At 66.6% G+C, this 15659-nt stretch carries 16 protein-coding genes and 1 pseudogene; 9 read left to right on the top strand and 8 right to left on the bottom strand.

The annotated features are described in order from the left end of the window. Window positions 1–93 precede the first annotated feature (93 nt). Genes A3K89_RS18415 through A3K89_RS18400 form a run of 4 tightly spaced genes read left to right on the top strand, consistent with a single transcriptional unit; the run spans window position 94 to window position 3346 of the window. Window positions 94–1005, top strand: a complete 912-nt coding sequence (locus A3K89_RS18415) for a metal ABC transporter substrate-binding protein (protein WP_174551456.1) — start codon at window positions 94–96, stop codon at window positions 1003–1005. Further along, on the top strand, window positions 1002–1757 hold the full coding sequence (locus tag A3K89_RS18410) for a metal ABC transporter ATP-binding protein (RefSeq protein ID WP_068428766.1): 756 nt from the start codon (window positions 1002–1004) through the stop codon (window positions 1755–1757). Before A3K89_RS18415 ends, A3K89_RS18410 begins: the two co-directional genes overlap by 4 nt. 1 nt (window position 1758) lies before the next feature. Then, window positions 1759–2628 (top strand): metal ABC transporter permease, encoded by an 870-nt coding sequence (locus tag A3K89_RS18405; RefSeq protein ID WP_068428763.1) that lies wholly within the window; start codon window positions 1759–1761, stop codon window positions 2626–2628. Beyond that, entirely contained in the window at window positions 2615–3346 is a 732-nt protein-coding gene (locus tag A3K89_RS18400; RefSeq protein ID WP_167674320.1) for a metal-dependent transcriptional regulator, read from the top strand. The genes A3K89_RS18405 and A3K89_RS18400 overlap by 14 nt, the downstream gene beginning before the upstream one ends. On the opposite strand, the gene truB is transcribed toward A3K89_RS18400, so the two are convergent. Genes truB through A3K89_RS26460 form a run of 3 tightly spaced genes read right to left on the bottom strand, consistent with a single transcriptional unit; the run spans window position 3347 to window position 5917 of the window. Further along, on the bottom strand, window positions 3347–4273 hold the full coding sequence (gene truB / locus A3K89_RS18395) for a tRNA pseudouridine(55) synthase TruB (protein ID WP_068429181.1): 927 nt from the start codon (window positions 4271–4273) through the stop codon (window positions 3347–3349). A gap of 58 nt (window positions 4274–4331) precedes the next feature. After that, a complete protein-coding gene (npt, locus tag A3K89_RS18390; protein WP_068428758.1) occupies window positions 4332–4997 on the bottom strand; it encodes a 4'-phosphopantetheinyl transferase Npt in 666 nt (221 codons plus the stop codon). Then, a complete protein-coding gene (locus A3K89_RS26460) occupies window positions 4994–5917 on the bottom strand; it encodes a metallophosphoesterase family protein (RefSeq protein WP_068428751.1) in 924 nt (307 codons plus the stop codon). The genes npt and A3K89_RS26460 overlap by 4 nt, the downstream gene beginning before the upstream one ends. A gap of 117 nt (window positions 5918–6034) precedes the next feature. On the opposite strand from A3K89_RS26460, the gene A3K89_RS18380 reads away from it, so the two are divergent. The 5 genes and pseudogenes from A3K89_RS18380 (at window position 6035) to A3K89_RS18360 (ending at window position 9374) form a co-directional block, all read left to right on the top strand. Next, window positions 6035–6229, top strand: a complete 195-nt coding sequence (locus A3K89_RS18380; protein ID WP_068428750.1) for a hypothetical protein — start codon at window positions 6035–6037, stop codon at window positions 6227–6229. Between the two features lie 22 nt (window positions 6230–6251). Beyond that, window positions 6252–6671 (top strand): annotated as a pseudogene (locus tag A3K89_RS18375) (TOBE domain-containing protein); the annotation flags it as partial. Window positions 6672–6700: 29 nt separating this feature from the next. Beyond that, on the top strand, window positions 6701–7498 hold the full coding sequence (gene modA / locus A3K89_RS18370) for a molybdate ABC transporter substrate-binding protein (RefSeq protein WP_068428748.1): 798 nt from the start codon (window positions 6701–6703) through the stop codon (window positions 7496–7498). Further along, window positions 7495–8304 (top strand): ABC transporter permease, encoded by an 810-nt coding sequence (locus A3K89_RS18365; protein WP_068428745.1) that lies wholly within the window; start codon window positions 7495–7497, stop codon window positions 8302–8304. The genes modA and A3K89_RS18365 overlap by 4 nt, the downstream gene beginning before the upstream one ends. Further along, on the top strand, window positions 8301–9374 hold the full coding sequence (locus A3K89_RS18360; protein WP_217266270.1) for a sulfate/molybdate ABC transporter ATP-binding protein: 1074 nt from the start codon (window positions 8301–8303) through the stop codon (window positions 9372–9374). The genes A3K89_RS18365 and A3K89_RS18360 overlap by 4 nt, the downstream gene beginning before the upstream one ends. Before the next feature lie 3 nt (window positions 9375–9377). Here the strand turns inward: A3K89_RS18360 and A3K89_RS18355 are convergent, their stop codons facing one another. The 5 genes from A3K89_RS18355 to infB all read right to left on the bottom strand — a co-directional run bounded on the left by A3K89_RS18355 (window position 9378) and on the right by infB (window position 15552). Next, a complete protein-coding gene (locus tag A3K89_RS18355) occupies window positions 9378–10727 on the bottom strand; it encodes an MATE family efflux transporter (RefSeq protein WP_068428742.1) in 1350 nt (449 codons plus the stop codon). 3 nt (window positions 10728–10730) lie between these two features. Then, complete coding sequence (locus A3K89_RS18350) at window positions 10731–11726, bottom strand: DHH family phosphoesterase (RefSeq protein WP_068428739.1); 996 nt, start codon at window positions 11724–11726, stop codon at window positions 10731–10733. 5 nt (window positions 11727–11731) lie between these two features. Continuing rightward, window positions 11732–12199, bottom strand: coding sequence for a 30S ribosome-binding factor RbfA (gene rbfA / locus A3K89_RS18345; RefSeq protein WP_068428737.1), 468 nt, complete (start codon window positions 12197–12199; stop codon window positions 11732–11734). A 34-nt stretch (window positions 12200–12233) separates the two neighbouring features. Next, on the bottom strand, window positions 12234–12524 hold the full coding sequence (locus A3K89_RS18340) for a DUF503 domain-containing protein (protein ID WP_068428733.1): 291 nt from the start codon (window positions 12522–12524) through the stop codon (window positions 12234–12236). Between the two features lie 124 nt (window positions 12525–12648). After that, window positions 12649–15552 (bottom strand): translation initiation factor IF-2, encoded by a 2904-nt coding sequence (gene infB, locus A3K89_RS25550; RefSeq protein WP_084423871.1) that lies wholly within the window; start codon window positions 15550–15552, stop codon window positions 12649–12651. Window positions 15553–15659 lie beyond the last annotated feature (107 nt).

Raw genomic sequence — 15659 nt, 5'->3', positions numbered from 1 at the left:
GGTCACTTCCGGATCGGACGTCTCATGCGACACAGGTGGACAAACGTTCACAGCCGGTGCAAAGATTTCGGTGTGCCGAACTTATTTCTTCGCATGCTCGCAGCGACGGTGCTGTGCGTCGGCGTGCTCGGCGGCTGTGCGCGGTCGGTCGGCGAGACCGATGCGGAGTTCACGGGCGACGCCAGGCCGCTCGTCCTGACGACGTTCACGGTTCTGGCGGACATGGCACGCAACGTCGCAGGCGAGCATCTCGACGTGCAGTCGATCACCAAGGCGGGCGCGGAGATCCACGGTTACGAACCCACGCCGGGCGACCTGCGCACTGCCGAGCGGGCGGCGCTGATTCTGGACAACGGTCTCGGCCTCGAAGCGTGGTTCGAGAAGTTCGTCGAGCGTGTTCCCGCTCCACACGCCGTCGTCAGCGACGGCGTCGAGCCGGTCTACATCCGTTCCGACGCCTATGCCGGCAAGGTGAATCCGCACGCGTGGATGTCACCGGTGGCCGCCGAGACGTACGTGAAGAACATCGCCGACGCCTTCGTCCGGCTGGATCCGGTGCACGGCGACGACTATCGCCGCAACGCCGAGGACTACACGGCACGACTACGGGCGGTGGGCGAGGAACTGCGGACCGACCTCGACGAACTGCCGCCGCACCAACGCGCGCTCGTGTCGTGCGAGGGCGCGTTCGGCTACCTGGCCCGCGACTTCGACCTACGCGAGGCCTACCTGTGGCCTGTCAACGCGGAACAGGAAGGTACGCCCAAACAGGTGGTCGCCGCGATCGACTTCGTGAAACAGAACGACGTTCCTGCCGTCTTCTGCGAGTCGACGGTGTCCGACAAGGCGCAGCTCCAGGTGGCCGAGGACACGGGCGCAGAGTTCGGCGGCAAACTCTTCGTCGACTCGCTGAGCGAGGACGGCGGACCGGTACCGACCTACCTCGATCTGCTCACCTACGACGCACGAATCATCACCGACGCACTACTGGGGAAGGACCGATGAACACGTCATCACCCGCGTTGGACGTCGCCGGAGTCGGCGTCCGCTACCGCGACGTCACCGCCCTGGTCGACGCGTCCCTGACACTCCAGCCGGGCCGCATATGCGGCCTGGTCGGGATGAACGGATCCGGCAAGTCGACGCTCTTCAAGGCGATCATGGGCGTCGTACGCCCGGACTCCGGATCCATCCGCATCTTCGGCGGCCCGCCTGTCGACGCACGCAAGTCCGGAACCGTCAGCTACGTCCCGCAGAGCGAATCCGTCGACTGGACGTTCCCGATCAGCGTGCAGGAAGTCGTCATGATGGGCCGTTACGGAAAGCAGAACTGGATGCGATCGCCGCGCGCACAGGACCGTCGCGCGGTGGCCGAGGCTCTCGATCGCGTCGAACTGACCGAGCTGGCCGACCGCCAGATCGGCCAGCTGTCGGGCGGACAGCGCAAACGCGCGTTCGTCGCACGGGCCATCGCGCAGGAAGCCGCGCTGTTGTTGCTCGACGAACCGTTCGCGGGTGTCGACAAGCGGACGGAGTCGACCATCACGCGGCTGCTTCGCGAATTGACGTCGGCGGGCGCGTCGGTGCTCGTGTCGACGCACGACCTGCACGGCCTCCCCGATCTGTGCGACGAAGCAGTGCTGCTGCAGCAACGAGTGCTGATGCACGGAACGCCGCGGGACGTGCTGCGTCCGGAGAACCTGGCGTTGGCGTTCGGAATGGACCCGCTGCGCACGTCCGTCACCGAGAAGAGTTGACATGTACCTGATCGATTTCCTGGTAGAACCGTTGCAGTACACGTTCATTCGACGCGCACTCCTCGTGACCGTCGTGGCGTCCGTCGTGTGCGCCGTGCTCAGCTGCTGGCTCGTACTGATCGGCTGGTCACTGATGGGCGACGCCGTCTCGCATGCGGTACTGCCGGGCGTCGCGCTGTCGTATCTGCTCGGTGCTCCGTTCGCGATCGGCGCGCTGCTGTTCGCCCTCGTCGCGGTCGGCACGATCGGGCTCGTCCGCAATACGACACTGGTCAAGGAGGACGCGGCCATCGGCGTCGTGTTCACGACGCTGTTCGCGCTCGGCGTCGTTCTGGTGTCGAAGTTTCCGAGCCAGATCGACCTGAACCACATCTTGTTCGGCAACCTGCTCGGCGTGTCGCAAGGAGACATGTGGCAGGTCCTCGTGCTGGGCGGAATCGCGCTCGCCGTGATGGTCGCCAAGCGTCGGGACTTCACGTTGTTCGCGTTCGACCGGACGCAGGCCCGCGCGGTGGGCATCTCGCCGACCGTCGTGTCGGGTCTGATGCTGACGCTGCTTGCGCTCACGACCGTCGTCGCGCTTCAGGCCGTCGGCGTCATCCTCGTCGTTGCCATGCTCATCACTCCGGGCGCGACGGCCTATCTGCTCACGCATCGGTTCGGCCGCATGCTGGTTCTCGCCCCGAGCATCGGCGTCGCCTGCGCCGTCGTCGGCATCTACGTCAGTTTCTATCTCGACGTCTCGTCCGGCGGCACCGTCGTGCTCGCGCAGGGAATCGCGTTCACGCTGGCGTATCTGTTCAGCCCGACGCAGGGAATGGTGACGCGTCGGCTCAGGCGGCGACGTGTCATTTCGGATGCGATTGCCTAAGCTCGGTGCCGTGGTGGAACGAACCGATGAGCCCGGCACGGCCGACGACGTGCAGTTGTCCGCCGTCGCGCAGGACTATCTGAAGGTCATCTGGACCGCCAGCGAGTGGAGCGAGGAAGCGGTCAGCACGAAGATGTTGTCCGAACGTATCGGGGTGTCGGCGTCGACCGTCTCGGAAGCGATCCGCAAGCTCGCCGACCAAGGAATGGTCGATCACGCGCGCTACGGCGCGATTTCGTTGACCGATCGCGGACGCACCGCAGCGGTCGCGATGGTTCGTCGGCATCGCCTCATCGAGACCTTCCTCGTCCGAGAACTCGGCTATGGATGGGACGAGGTGCACGACGAAGCCGAGATCCTCGAACATGCCGTGTCCGATCTGATGATGGCGCGTATCGATGCGAAACTGGGCTTCCCGCAACGAGATCCACACGGGGACCCGATTCCGTCGGTCGACGGTGCGATCTCCTCCCCCGAGGCGACGCGTCTGAGCGAGTACACGGACGGTCAGCGTGGGCGAGTCGCTCGCATCTCGGATTCGGATCCGGCGATGCTGCGCTACTTCGACTCCGTCGGGATCAAGCTCGATCTGTCGATCACAGTGGTCGAGCGACGGGACTATGCAGGTACCGTCGCCATCGAACTCGGCCAACCGAGCAACAACGCGATCGATCTCGGACAGCGTGCGGCCGAGGCGATCTGGATGGTTCCGTCCTAGCTACAGCCCGCGCAGGGTTGCCGGGCGGACGACCATGACCGAGCTGGCCCGCTTGCCCTTCTCCTGCAGCAGCGCGATCGTGTGTCCGCTCGGGTCGATCGCGGCGTAGACGCCGGGCATACCGATCGGGTCGAGCCACCGTCCCTGACTGATCGACTCGGCCTCCGCAGCATCGATCTGCCTGTGCGGGAACGCCGTTCGCGCTGCCTCGTCGATGTCCAGACTCACTCCGGGCTCGTCCGCCAACTGTTCGAGCGTGCGAGCGTGGTCCAGCGTGAACGGGCCGACCCTCGTCCGGCGCAACGCCGTCAGATGGCCACCGACTCCGAGTGCCGCACCGAGATCCCGCGCCAAGGCGCGCACGTAGGTTCCCGACGAGCAAACCACCTCGACGTCGAGATCCACGAAACCGCCGTCCTCGACGTCCCGTCGGGCGACCACGTCGAAGCGAGTCACGCTGACGCGTCGAGCAGGGATCGTGAATTCCTCGCCCGCTCGAACGAGCTTGTGAGCACGCTGACCGTCGACCTTGATCGCGCTCACACTCGACGGCACCTGCTCGATGTCACCGGTCAACCGCGCGATCTCGGCGGCGATGGCGTCGTCCGTGACCGCGGACGCGTCGACGTCGGCGAGTGTGTCTCCCTCGGCGTCGTCGGTGGTCGTTGTCCGACCGAGGCGAATGGTCGCCGTGTACGCCTTCGTCGTGAGCGCGAGCAGGCCCAGCATCTTCGTCGCCCGCTCGACACCGAGAACCAGGACACCGGTCGCCATCGGATCGAGCGTGCCCGCGTGCCCGACCTTGCGCGTGTTCAACAGCTTGCGGCACGACGCCACCACGTCGTGACTCGTCACTCCCTGACCTTTGTCGACGACCAACAGACCGGCTCCGACGAGACCGGACGACAACTTTCCACGTGCAGACACGAGTGACCATTCTGCCAGGCGGCGAACCATCCGAACGCCGTCGACCGGCCGACGCGCGCTAGACGACCGCGATCGCCGTCACGATCAGACCGCCCTGGACGAGCCAACGCCCGTCGAACGACGTCAGCGCCGGTCCGGCATGCGTGTCGCCGGGCACCAGCAGTCGTGAATGGAACGTCCCGGAGACGTCCTCGCCGACCCCGGTGCGTTCGAACGTGATGTGCGCATCCTCGAAACCGAGCCAGCGGCCGGTCAGCGGCTCCCACGCCTTGTACGTGGCTTCCTTCGCGCAGAACAAGAGTCGATCCCAGTGGGTACCGTCGTCGTTCTGCGATGCGAGCCAGTCCCGTTCCGCGGCGATGCTGACCGCGTCTAAAACTCCGTCGGGCAGCGGCCCATGTGGTTCGGCGTCGATACCGACCGAACGCACCTGCATCGAATACGCGAGAGCTGCTGCGCGGTATCCGTCGCAGTGCGTGAGACTGCCGACCACGCCCTTCGGCCACTGCGGCGCACCCGACGCTCCCCGCATGACCGGCGCGGGCTCGACGCCCAACTTCTCCATCGCGACCCGCGCGCAGTGTCGCGCCGACGTGAACTCCCGCTTGCGCTTGTCGACGGCCTTCGCCACGAGCGGCGCCTCGAGTGGATGCGGCGCGAGACCGGGCGGGTCCTCGTAGAGTTCCGCGGCGACGACGCCACTCGGCAGGATGGACTCGATCAACGCTGCGACCTCATCTTCTCGACTTCGGCTTCCATTTCGGGTGTCACCTTGAAATGGCCACCCCACTTGTTCAACGACCCCGCCGGATACTCGGGCACGGGAAGTATCTGACGAAGGACCTGCTCGGGCAACCCGCGTCGCTGCCATTCCCGCGGGTAGCCGACCGACACCTCTTCGAACCGAACGCCGTCGTAGAACGTGGTGCGCGGAATGTGCAGGTGGCCGTACACCGAGCACACAGCGTTGTAGCGCGTGTGCCAGTCGGCGGTGAGCGTGGAACCGCACCACAGTGCGAACTCGGGATAGATCAGCACATCCGTCGGTTGCCGAACCAGCGGAAAGTGGTTGATGAGCACCGTCTGGATCGACAGGTCGAGCGCGTCCAGGCGCGCGCGAGTCGATTCGATCCGCGCGTGGCACCACGCGTCTCGGGTCGCGTACGGCTGCGGCGACAGCAGAAACTCGTCGGTGGCGACGACGTTCTTGTCGCGGGCGATCGTCAGCCCGTGCTCCTTGTCGATCGCGCCGCGCGGGAGGAACGAGTAGTCGTAGAGCAGGAACATCGGCACGAGGGTCGCGGGCCCGCCTTCGCCTTCCCACACGAGGTAGGGATCCTCCGGAGTGACGACGTCGATCTCGCGGCACAGATTCACCAGATACTCGTACCGGGCGACGCCGTGGATCTGCACGGGATCCTTGGCGGTGGTCCACAGCTCGTGGTTTCCGGGAACCCAGATGACCTTCGCGAACTTGCTGCGCAGATGCTCCAGCGCCCACTTGATGTCGTCGGTCTTCTCCGAGACGTCGCCGGCGACGATGAGCCAGTCCTCCGGCGACTCGGGTGCGATCGCCTCGGTCACCGGACGATTGCCGCGGTGCCCGATATGGATGTCACTCACTGCCCAGAGCTTGGCTGTCAACTACGCCGTCCTTCCGATGGAGCGTTACTCGATTCGAAGAACTACCAACGCCCTATCCTGCTCGACGATTCCCACAGGCGCGTGGGCGGGTCGACACCCCGGTGTCACAATCGAGCCATGGGAAATCTCTCCGCCTCCGAGAAGGGCGGCATGCGCGCCGCAATCGTCATCACGGTGATGGCAGCACTCCTGGCAGGCATCGCATCGGATGACTTCGTCACCGGTTTCCTTCTGACCGCAGTCGTATGCGGCATCGCGCTGATGGCCGCGATGGTTCTCGCACGCTTCGTGAACGCACGCAGACGCCGCTGACCCACCCGACCGGTTCCGCAGGCGCTGGTCTACAGTTCGATTCATGCCGCATTCGAGGATTCGCGTCAAGGACGCTGCTGCTCTCCTCGGAGTGAGCGACGACACCGTACGTAGGTGGATCGACGGCGGCACACTCGCGTCGACCAAGGACGAGGCAGGCCGGAAGGTCGTCGACGGTCGAGACCTCGCGAGGTTCGCCCGGGAGAACGCGTCGCCTCCTCCGGACCCGACCGGAACCGGAAGTTCGGCACGCAATCGCCTCGTCGGCCTGGTCACGAAGGTCACCTCGGACACCGTCATGAGTGAGGTGGAAATGCAGTGCGGACCGTTCACCGTCGTCTCGCTCATGAGCACCGAATCCGTGCGGAATCTGGACCTCGAACCCGGCAAGGTCGCCGTCGCCGTGGTGAAGGCGACGACCGTCATCGTCGAAGCACCCTGAACCCTGCCCCGAAGACGAAGGAACCCTCCGTGAATCGCACCCTCGCCACGCTCGCCGCTGTCGGAGCATCCGCAGCTCTCGTTGCCGGCTGTTCGAACCCGGATACGAACAGCGACTCCGACGCATCGGCCACAGCATCGAGCGGCGCCGTCACCGGTGACATCACGGTGTTCGCCGCCGCGTCGCTGAAGACGACGTTCACCGAACTCGGCGAGACGTTCGAGGCCGAAAACCCCGGTACGAACGTCGAATTCAACTTCGCGGGCTCGTCCGACCTCGTCACCCAGCTGATTCAGGGTGCGCCCGCCGACGTGTTCGCGTCGGCGGACACCAGCAACATGACCAAGGCCGTCGACGGCGACCTGGTCGCGGGCGAGCCGGCGAACTTCGCCACCAACACGCTGACCATCGTCACCGCGCCCGGAAACCCGAAGAACGTCACCTCGTTCGCCGACTTGGCCGACCCCGACGTGCTGACCGTCATCTGCGCACCTCAAGTCCCCTGCGGTAGCGCGACGAAAAAGGTCGAGGACGCCACCGGCACCGAGATCCCTGCCGTCAGCGAGGAATCCGCGGTGACGGACGTGCTCGGCAAGGTCACCTCCGGCCAGGCCGATGCCGGACTGGTCTACGTGACCGACGCAGCAGGCGTCGGCGACCAGGTGGCGACGGTCGACTTCCCGGAATCCGCGGAAGCCGTCAACACCTACCCGATCGCAACACTGAACAGCAGCGACAATGCCGGCACCGCAGCAGCATTCGTTGCTCTCGTGACGTCCGATACCGGCCGACGCGTGTTGACAGAGGCAGGATTCGGCGCGCCGTGACCTCTGCTCGGCGCGGGAACGACGTACGCGTCGGGATTCCGGCGTGGGTCTTCGTTCCGGCCGCGATCGGTGCGCTCTTCGTCGTCGCACCTCTCGTGGCGATCATCCTGAAGATCGACTGGCCGAATTTCGTGCCGCTGATCACGTCGGATGCGTCGAAGAGCGCACTTCTGCTGAGCCTGAAGACCGCCGCGACGAGCACATGCCTGTGCGTCGTCTTCGGCGTGCCGATGGCTCTCGTGCTCGCCCGCACGGACTTTCCCGGCTTGTCCGTGCTGCGGGCACTCGTGCTGCTCCCCCTCGTCCTGCCTCCCGTCGTCGGCGGTATCGCACTGCTCTACACCTTCGGCCGGCTCGGGCTGCTCGGCGAATATCTCGACGCGTGGGGCATCGGCATCGCCTTCTCCACGACAGCAGTGGTTCTCGCGCAGACGTTCGTGTCGTTGCCGTTTCTCGTCGTGAGCCTCGAAGGCGCACTGCGCAGTTCGGGACGCGACTACGAGACGGTCGCCGCCACACTCGGAGCCCGCCCGACGACGGTGTTGCGACGGGTCACCGTTCCTCTGGTTCTTCCGGGTCTCGTGTCGGGCGCCGTGCTGGCGTTCGCGCGCGCACTCGGTGAATTCGGCGCAACCCTGACCTTCGCCGGCTCGCTGCAGGGCGTCACCAGAACGCTGCCGCTGGAGATCTACCTCCAGCGTGAGACCGACGCCGACGCCGCGGTGGCACTGTCGCTGCTGCTGATCGCCGTCGCCGCAGTCATCGTGCTCGCGGCACGAGGCCGCCGACTGGCAGGTGCACTGTGACATCCGTTTCCCTCTGCGCCGAGATCACCGGCCGCGACGTCGACTTCCACATGGAGATCGACGACGGCGAGGTGGTGGCCGTCCTCGGGCCCAACGGCGCAGGCAAGTCGACACTGCTGTCTCTTGTCGCGGGTCTCCTGCGCCCCGACCGCGGACGCGTCGTTCTCGGATCCGACGTCGTCACCGACACGACGGACGGCACGTTCGTCCCCGCCCATGCGCGTGGCGTCGCAACACTGACGCAGAAAGCGCTGCTGTTTCCTCATCTGACCGCCGAGGCCAACGTCGCCTTCGCACCCCGAAGCCGGGGCGTCGGACGTCGAGAATCACGCCGTATCGCGCACGACTGGTTGACGGCCGTCGACGCTGCCGACCTGGCCGGACGCAGACCGTCGCAGCTGTCGGGAGGTCAGGCTCAGCGCATCGCGATCGCACGCGCCCTCGCCGCCGACCCCCGTGTTCTGCTGTTGGACGAGCCGATGTCGGCACTCGACGTCGGGACCGCGCCTGCCGTGCGACGGCTGCTCCGCACGGTCCTACGTGACCAGCATCGAACGGCCGTCATCGTCACCCACGACCTGCTCGACGCTCTCGCGCTCGCGGATACCGTCGTTGTCGTCGAGTCGGGCCGAATCGTCGAACGCGGTACGACGACGGAGGTCCTCACCGCACCCCGCAGTTCGTTCGCCGCCCGCATCGCGGGGGTCAATCTGCTGCCGGGCCACGTCGACGGTTCGGGGTCTATTCGAACGCCGTGGGGCCTTGAGGTGTTCGGTCACGGAGATGTCGCCGACGGCTCGGCGGTCGCGGTCTTCTCGCCTGCCTCCGTCGCCGTGTATTCCGAGCCACCCCACGGCAGCCCTCGCAACGTGCTGCCGGTGACCCTCGCCGAGATCGACGTGCACGGCGCGACGGTTCGGCTTCGCGGGTCCGACAACCCCGACGGCTCCCCCGGCGTCGCCGCGGATGTGACGCCCACGGCCGCGCGGGAGCTCGATCTCGAACCCGGCAAGCAGGTGTACTTCGTCGTCAAGAGTCACGAGGTGGCGCTGCACCCGGCGTCCCGATGACCGTCAGGCCGACCTGCGCTGGATGTCGGCTCCCACGAGGGTCCATTTGCCCGACAACGTCCGCGCGACCACCGCGACCATCCGCAAGGTCACGAAGATGCCGAGGCCACACCAGATTCCGCGCAAGCCCCAGTCGAACGCCAACGCCAGCCAGATCGCCGGCAGGAAACCCACGAGCGCGCACGCCAGCGTGGCAGTACGGAGGAACGCGGCATCTCCTGCGCCGAGCAGCACCCCGTCGAGCGCGAACACGACGCCTGCGATCGGAACGATGACGACGAAGATCCACCAGATCGACGCCATCTCGTCGATCACTGCGCTGTCGCTGGTGAACAGGTTCGGGATGACCGGCAGTCCGAGCGCGAACACCGCCGCGAGGACGAGCGCGAACACGGTGGACCACACCGTCAGCCGCCAGCCGAGTCGGGTCGCGCCCCTGCTGTCTCCTCGGCCCAGTGCAGCACCGACGAGCGTCTGGGCGGCAATGGCCAACGAGTCGAGTGTCAAAGAGACGAGATTCCACAGGTGCAGGACGACCTGGTTCGCCGCGACGGCCGCCGCACCGAAGCGCGACGCGACTGCTGCCGCCGACAGGAAACACGCCTGGAACGCCAAGCTCCGCAGAACGAGGTCGCGCCCCAGCACCAGCTGAGCGCGCATGATCGACCAGTCGGGCCGCAGCGGCACGCCTGCTCGGAGCACCGCGGCGATGAAGAACGCGCCGGCCACCGCCTGGCCGACGACGTTCGCAACCGCCGATCCCACGAGTTCGAGCCGCGGAAAACCGAACAGCCCGTGCACGAGCAGCGGACACAGAATCGCGGACAGACCGAGTCCGGACACCACGAACATCAGCGGTCGCCTCGTGTTCTGCACCCCGCGCATCCAGCCGTTTCCGGCCAACGACACCAGAATGAACGGGACGCCGAGCACTGCGACGCGGAACCAGAGCGTCGCCTCCGCCGAGATGTCACCGCCGCCACCGATGACCGACAGAATCGGTCCGCACAGCACCTGCATCACACCGATGATCGCGATACCGAGCATCAGGGCGAGCCACGTGGCCTGGGCACCCTCCCCGATGGCGTCGCGTTCGCGTCCGGCGCCGTGCATGCGTGCCGCACGGGCCGTCGTGCCGTACGACAGGAAGGTCAGTTGGGTACTGACCTGAGCGAGGACGAGGCCGCCCACGGCCAGACCCGCCAAGGGCAGCGCACCGAGTCGACCGACGACTGCGGCGTCGAACAACAGATAGAGGGGTTCGGCCGCCAGTACACCGAGGGCGGGCAGCGCAAGACCCAGAATCCTGCGAGCACTCGCGTCACGGCCGACGAACGCGTCTGTCGAAGCCATCGATCAGCCGAGCGCCTCGATCAGCGCCGCGACGACGGTTTCCTTGGTCCCGAACGCGGTGAAGCCGGCGGCGTTGCGGTGCCCGCCGCCTCCGAGCGTCGCCGCGACGACCGAGACGTCGACGGACGACTTCGACCGCAGTGACACCGTCCACTCGTCGGCGGTCTGCTGTTTGAACACCGCCGCGACCTCGGCTTCGGACGTCGTGCGCACGATGTCGATGACGCTTTCGATTTCTTCGGATCGCAGACCGGCGGAATCGGAGCAGAGGATGGCCGCGTACACCAGTCCGAGCCCCGCGACGGCCTCCGGCACGAGCGTCGCCGAGCCGAGCACGGAACCGAGCATGGGCAACCACCCGAACGGGTGACTGTCCAACAACTGGCGGGCGATGGCGGCGCCGTCGATACCCGTCGCGAGCAGACGCTCGGCGAGCAGATGGGATCCGGGACGGACCCATCGGAACGAGCCGGTGTCGGTGACGAGACCGGCGAATAGACAGTGCGCTATGTCGGCGTCGATGTCGACGCTCCAGGCGTCGAGCAGGCGCGTGATGACGGCCGTCGTCGATTCGGCAGCTGGATCGACGACGTTCAACGTGCCGAACCGCGTGTTCGACCGATGGTGGTCGATGACGAGAGACGCGTCCGCCGCGTCGAGGCAGTCGCCGAGATCGCCGAGCCGCCCTCGGCTACCCGCGTCGACCGACACCACCAGGTCGACACCGCGACGAACTTCCCCGGCCGAGACCAACATCTCGCGGCCGGGAAGCTCGCTCATGGACTCCGGCAGTTCGCTCGGCGTGGCGAAGGACACCTCGACGTCCACGCCGCGACGCTTCAGCACGATGGCCAGCGCGAGACCGCTGCCGATGGTGTCCGCGTCCGGCTGCACGTGACACAGCACGGTGACCGTGCTCGCTGCTTCGAGCAACGAAATCGCCTGGGCGAACTTGTCGTCGACCGTCGTGTCCGACGACGTGCCTGGAGTCATCGTCACCTCGTTCAGTCCAGGTCGGTGGACTCGGAACTCTCGGTCGTCTCGCGCGGGGCCTTGTACGGATCGGCCTCACCCGCGGGCTTCGCCGACGCGGCGACGCGAGCCACCTCGCTGTCGGCCTGACGGGCACGCTCGAGCAGTTCTTCCATGTGACGTGCAGTATCCGGGACGGTATCCGTCGCGAACGTCAACGTCGGAGTGAACCGGACGCCCGTGCCCGCACCGACCTTCGAGCGAAGCACGCCCTTCGCTTTTTCCAGTCCGGCGGCTGCACCGGCGAGATCGGGCTCGGCGTCGAGGCTCTCGCCTCGCACCGTGTAGAACACCGTCGCGTCGTGCAGATCTGCGGTCACCTTGCAGTCGGTGATCGTCACGTACGCCAGGCGTGGATCCTTGATCTCGTGATCTATCGCTGTCGCGACGATGGACGAAATCCGCTTGGCGAGCCTACGAGCTCTCGCTTGATCCACCATGAACTTTCACGCTCCTCGAACAACTATCCCCGGTTCAGTCCTCGGGGCCGAACACTCTTCTTCTGACCGCCAACAATTCCAGATCCTGGCGTTCGGCGACGTGACGCTCGCATTCGTCCAGCATGTCGTGCAAACCGTCGACATCCGATCCCGCCACGGCGACGCCGAACAGTGACCGGCGCATGCGCGATCTTTCCCCTGCCTCGGTCGCGGACACTCCGAACTGCTTGAGCGCAGCCAGAACGGGCTCGACCATCGAACGCTTTTCGTCGAGCGAACGCACGTCTCCCAGCAGCACGTCCAGCTCGAGAGCACCCAGATACACGCGGCCATCCTTCGATCGTGTTCGACCGAACGATCCGGCGGCGGTACCCGAAAGTACCGCCGCCGGTTGTCCGATCGAGTGCAGTGTTACTCCCCTTGCTCCACTACCACTCGCACCGCGCGAACTAGTCGCGTGGCTTCTCGCGAAGCTCGTACGCCTCGATGACATCGCCCACCTTGATGTCCGAGTACGTGACCGTCAGACCACATTCGTACCCCTCGCGAACCTCGACGACGTCGTCCTTCTCGCGGCGAAGCGAGGAGATCGTGACCGTCTCGGCGACCACGGCGTTGTCACGCAGCAGTCGTGCCTTCGCATTGCGACGCACAGTACCGGAGGTGACGAGGCAACCGGCGATGTTTCCGACCTTCGAGGAACGGAACAGCGCGCGAATCTCGGCCTGGCCGAGAGCGACCTCTTCGTACACCGGCTTGAGCATGCCCTTGAGGGCCTTCTCGATCTCGTCGATTGCCTGGTAGATGACCGAGTAGTACCGGATGTCGACGCCCTCGCGGTTGGCGAGCTCGGTGGCTTTGCCTTCCGCTCGAACGTTGAAGCCGATGATGATCGCGTTGGATGCCGACGCCAGGTTGACGTTGGTCTCCGTGACGCCACCGACACCGCGGTCGATGACGCGCAGCTCGACCTCGTCGTCGATCTGGATCCCGAGCAACGCCTCCTCGAGAGCCTCGACGGTTCCCGAGTTGTCACCCTTGAGGATCAAGTTCAGCTGCGAAGTCTCCTTCAACGCTGCATCGAGATCGTCGAGGCTGATGCGCTTACGACTCTTCGCTGCCAACGCGTTGCGCTTGCGGGCGTTGCGTCGATCGGCGATTTGACGTGCGATGCGGTCCTCGTCGACCACGAGCAGGTTGTCACCTGCACCCGGTACCGACGTGAAGCCGACGACCTGGACGGGCCGCGACGGCAGCGCCTCGGTGACGTCCTCGCCGTGCTCGTCGACCATGCGACGGACACGTCCATAGGCGTCTCCGGCCACGATCGAATCTCCGACGCGGAGCGTTCCGCGCTGGATGAGCACGGTCGCCACCGGTCCGCGTCCACGATCGAGGTGCGCCTCGATGGCGACACCCTGAGCGTCCATGTCCGGGTTCGCTCGCAGGTCGAGAGCAGCGTCCGCCGTCAGCAGCACTGCTTCGAGCAGTGCGTCGATGTTGGTGCCCTGCTTCGCCGAGATGTCGACGAACATCGTGTCGCCGCCGTACTCCTCGGCCACGAGACCGTATTCGGTGAGCTGCTGCCGGATCTTGTCCGGGTTCGCGCCTTCCTTGTCGATCTTGTTGACCGCGACCACGATCGGCACATCTGCTGCCTGCGCGTGGTTGATCGCCTCGACCGTCTGCGGCATGACGCCGTCGTCGGCTGCGACGACCAGGATCGCGAGGTCCGTCGCCTTGGCACCACGAGCACGCATGGCGGTGAACGCCTCGTGACCCGGGGTGTCGATGAAGGTGACGAGCCGTTCGCTGCCTTCGAGCTCGGTCAGAACCTGGTAGGCACCGATGTGCTGCGTGATGCCGCCTGCCTCGCCCTCACGGACGTTGGCCTTGCGGATCGAGTCGAGCAGTCGGGTCTTACCGTGGTCGACGTGGCCCATGACGGTGACCACCGGAGGACGCTGTTCGAGGTCTTCCTCGCCGCCCTCGTCCTCGCCGTAGGTCAGGTCGAAGCTGTCGAGCAGCTCGCGATCCTCGTCCTCGGGGCTGACGACCTGGACCACGTAGTTCATCTCGCTGCCGAGAAGCTCTAGCGTCTCGTCGTTGACCGACTGCGTTGCCGTGACCATCTCGCCGAGGTTGAACAGCGCCTGCACGAGTGCAGCCGGGTTCGCGTCGATCTTGTCCGCGAAGTCGGACAGCGATGCACCGCGGGCGAGGCGAATGGTCTCGCCGTTGCCACGGGGCAACCGCACGCCGCCGACTGCGGGAGCCTGCATGCTCTCGTACTCGGCGCGTTTCGCCCTCTTCGACTTACGTCCACGACGAGGTGCGCCTCCGGGACGACCGAAAGCACCTGCTGCAGCGCCACGCTGTCCGGGACGACCGCCGCCGCCGGGGCGACCACGGAAACCACCTGCTGCTCCGCCTGCGGGAGCGCCGCCGGGTGCACCGGGAGCTCCGCCGCCGCCGCGGTATCCACCGCCGCCGCCACCGGGACGACCGCCCGGTGCTCCGCCGGGACGACCCGGACGACCACCCGGTGCGGGGCGCGCCGAACGAGACGGCATCGCGCCCGGGTTCGGACGAGGAGGCATCGAGCCGGGAGACGGGCGAGGTCCGCCCTGGCCGGGAGCCGGACGGGGACCGCCCTGGCCGGGAGCCGGACGGGGACCGCCCTGGCCGGGAGCCGGACGGGGACCGCCCTGGCCAGGAGCCGGACGGTTGCCGCCCGGACGAGGTCCACCCGGTGCCGGACGAGGCGCGGGCCGTTCCGCCGGAGCGGACGAGTACGGGTTGTTACCGACGCGAGGCGCCTTCGGGCCCGGCTTCGGGCCGGGAGCGCCGGGCTTCGGAGCTGCCGGACGTGCTGCTTCACGCGATCCAGCCGACGCTGCGGGCGCCTGAGGAGCGGGTGCCGCAGGTGCGGACGGCGACGGTGCAGCCGGACGAGCCGGGGTCGGGCGGGGCGCCGACGTCGGCGCCGGGGTGGATGCAGCCGGTGCCGCGGGGGCAGCCGGTGTCTGCGCTACAGGTGCTGCGGGAGTCTGCGCCGCAGGTGCTGCGGGCGCGGACGGAGCCGGACGGGGTGCCGGCTTGGGGCCGGGACGCGGTCCACCGGGCTTTGCGCCGGTGCTGGGCTTGGGTGCATCCGAGCTACGACCGTTGCCCGAAGGGGCGTCCGACTTCGCGGACGGAAACGACTCACGGATACGACGCGCTACCGGCGCCTCGACCGTGGACGATGCAGATTTGACGAACTCGCCTTGCTCTTTGAGCCGTGCGAGTAGTTCCTTGCTTGTGACACCGAGTTCTTTGGCCAACTCGTGCACGCGGGCCTTGCCTGCCACTGCTCTCCTCACTGAGAGGCCGAGCGAGGCATTAAGCCCGCACGACCTCGGGTTATCTCCGATGGACGTTCATCGTTGGTGCTTCACGGTGTGCTCATCAGTGCTGT

It is taken from the genome of Rhodococcoides kyotonense, from assembly GCF_001645385.1.
Lineage (GTDB): Bacteria > Actinomycetota > Actinomycetes > Mycobacteriales > Mycobacteriaceae > Rhodococcoides > Rhodococcoides kyotonensis_B.
This window is presented reverse-complemented; position numbering and strand designations above follow the sequence as displayed.

Excerpts from the sequence above, each read along its gene's own strand:
- A3K89_RS18415 (WP_174551456.1), top strand. The coding sequence starts at position 94 with ATGCTCGCAGCGACGGTGCTGTGCGTCGGCGTGCTCGGCGGCTGTGCG.
- A3K89_RS18410 (WP_068428766.1), top strand. The coding sequence starts at position 1,002 with ATGAACACGTCATCACCCGCGTTGGACGTCGCCGGAGTCGGCGTCCGC.
- A3K89_RS18405 (WP_068428763.1), top strand. The coding sequence starts at position 1,759 with ATGTACCTGATCGATTTCCTGGTAGAACCGTTGCAGTACACGTTCATT.
- A3K89_RS18400 (WP_167674320.1), top strand. The coding sequence starts at position 2,615 with ATGCGATTGCCTAAGCTCGGTGCCGTGGTGGAACGAACCGATGAGCCC.
- A3K89_RS18380 (WP_068428750.1), top strand. The coding sequence starts at position 6,035 with ATGGGAAATCTCTCCGCCTCCGAGAAGGGCGGCATGCGCGCCGCAATC.
- A3K89_RS18355 (WP_068428742.1), bottom strand. The coding sequence starts at position 10,727 with ATGGCTTCGACAGACGCGTTCGTCGGCCGTGACGCGAGTGCTCGCAGG.
- rbfA (WP_068428737.1), bottom strand. The coding sequence starts at position 12,199 with ATGGTGGATCAAGCGAGAGCTCGTAGGCTCGCCAAGCGGATTTCGTCC.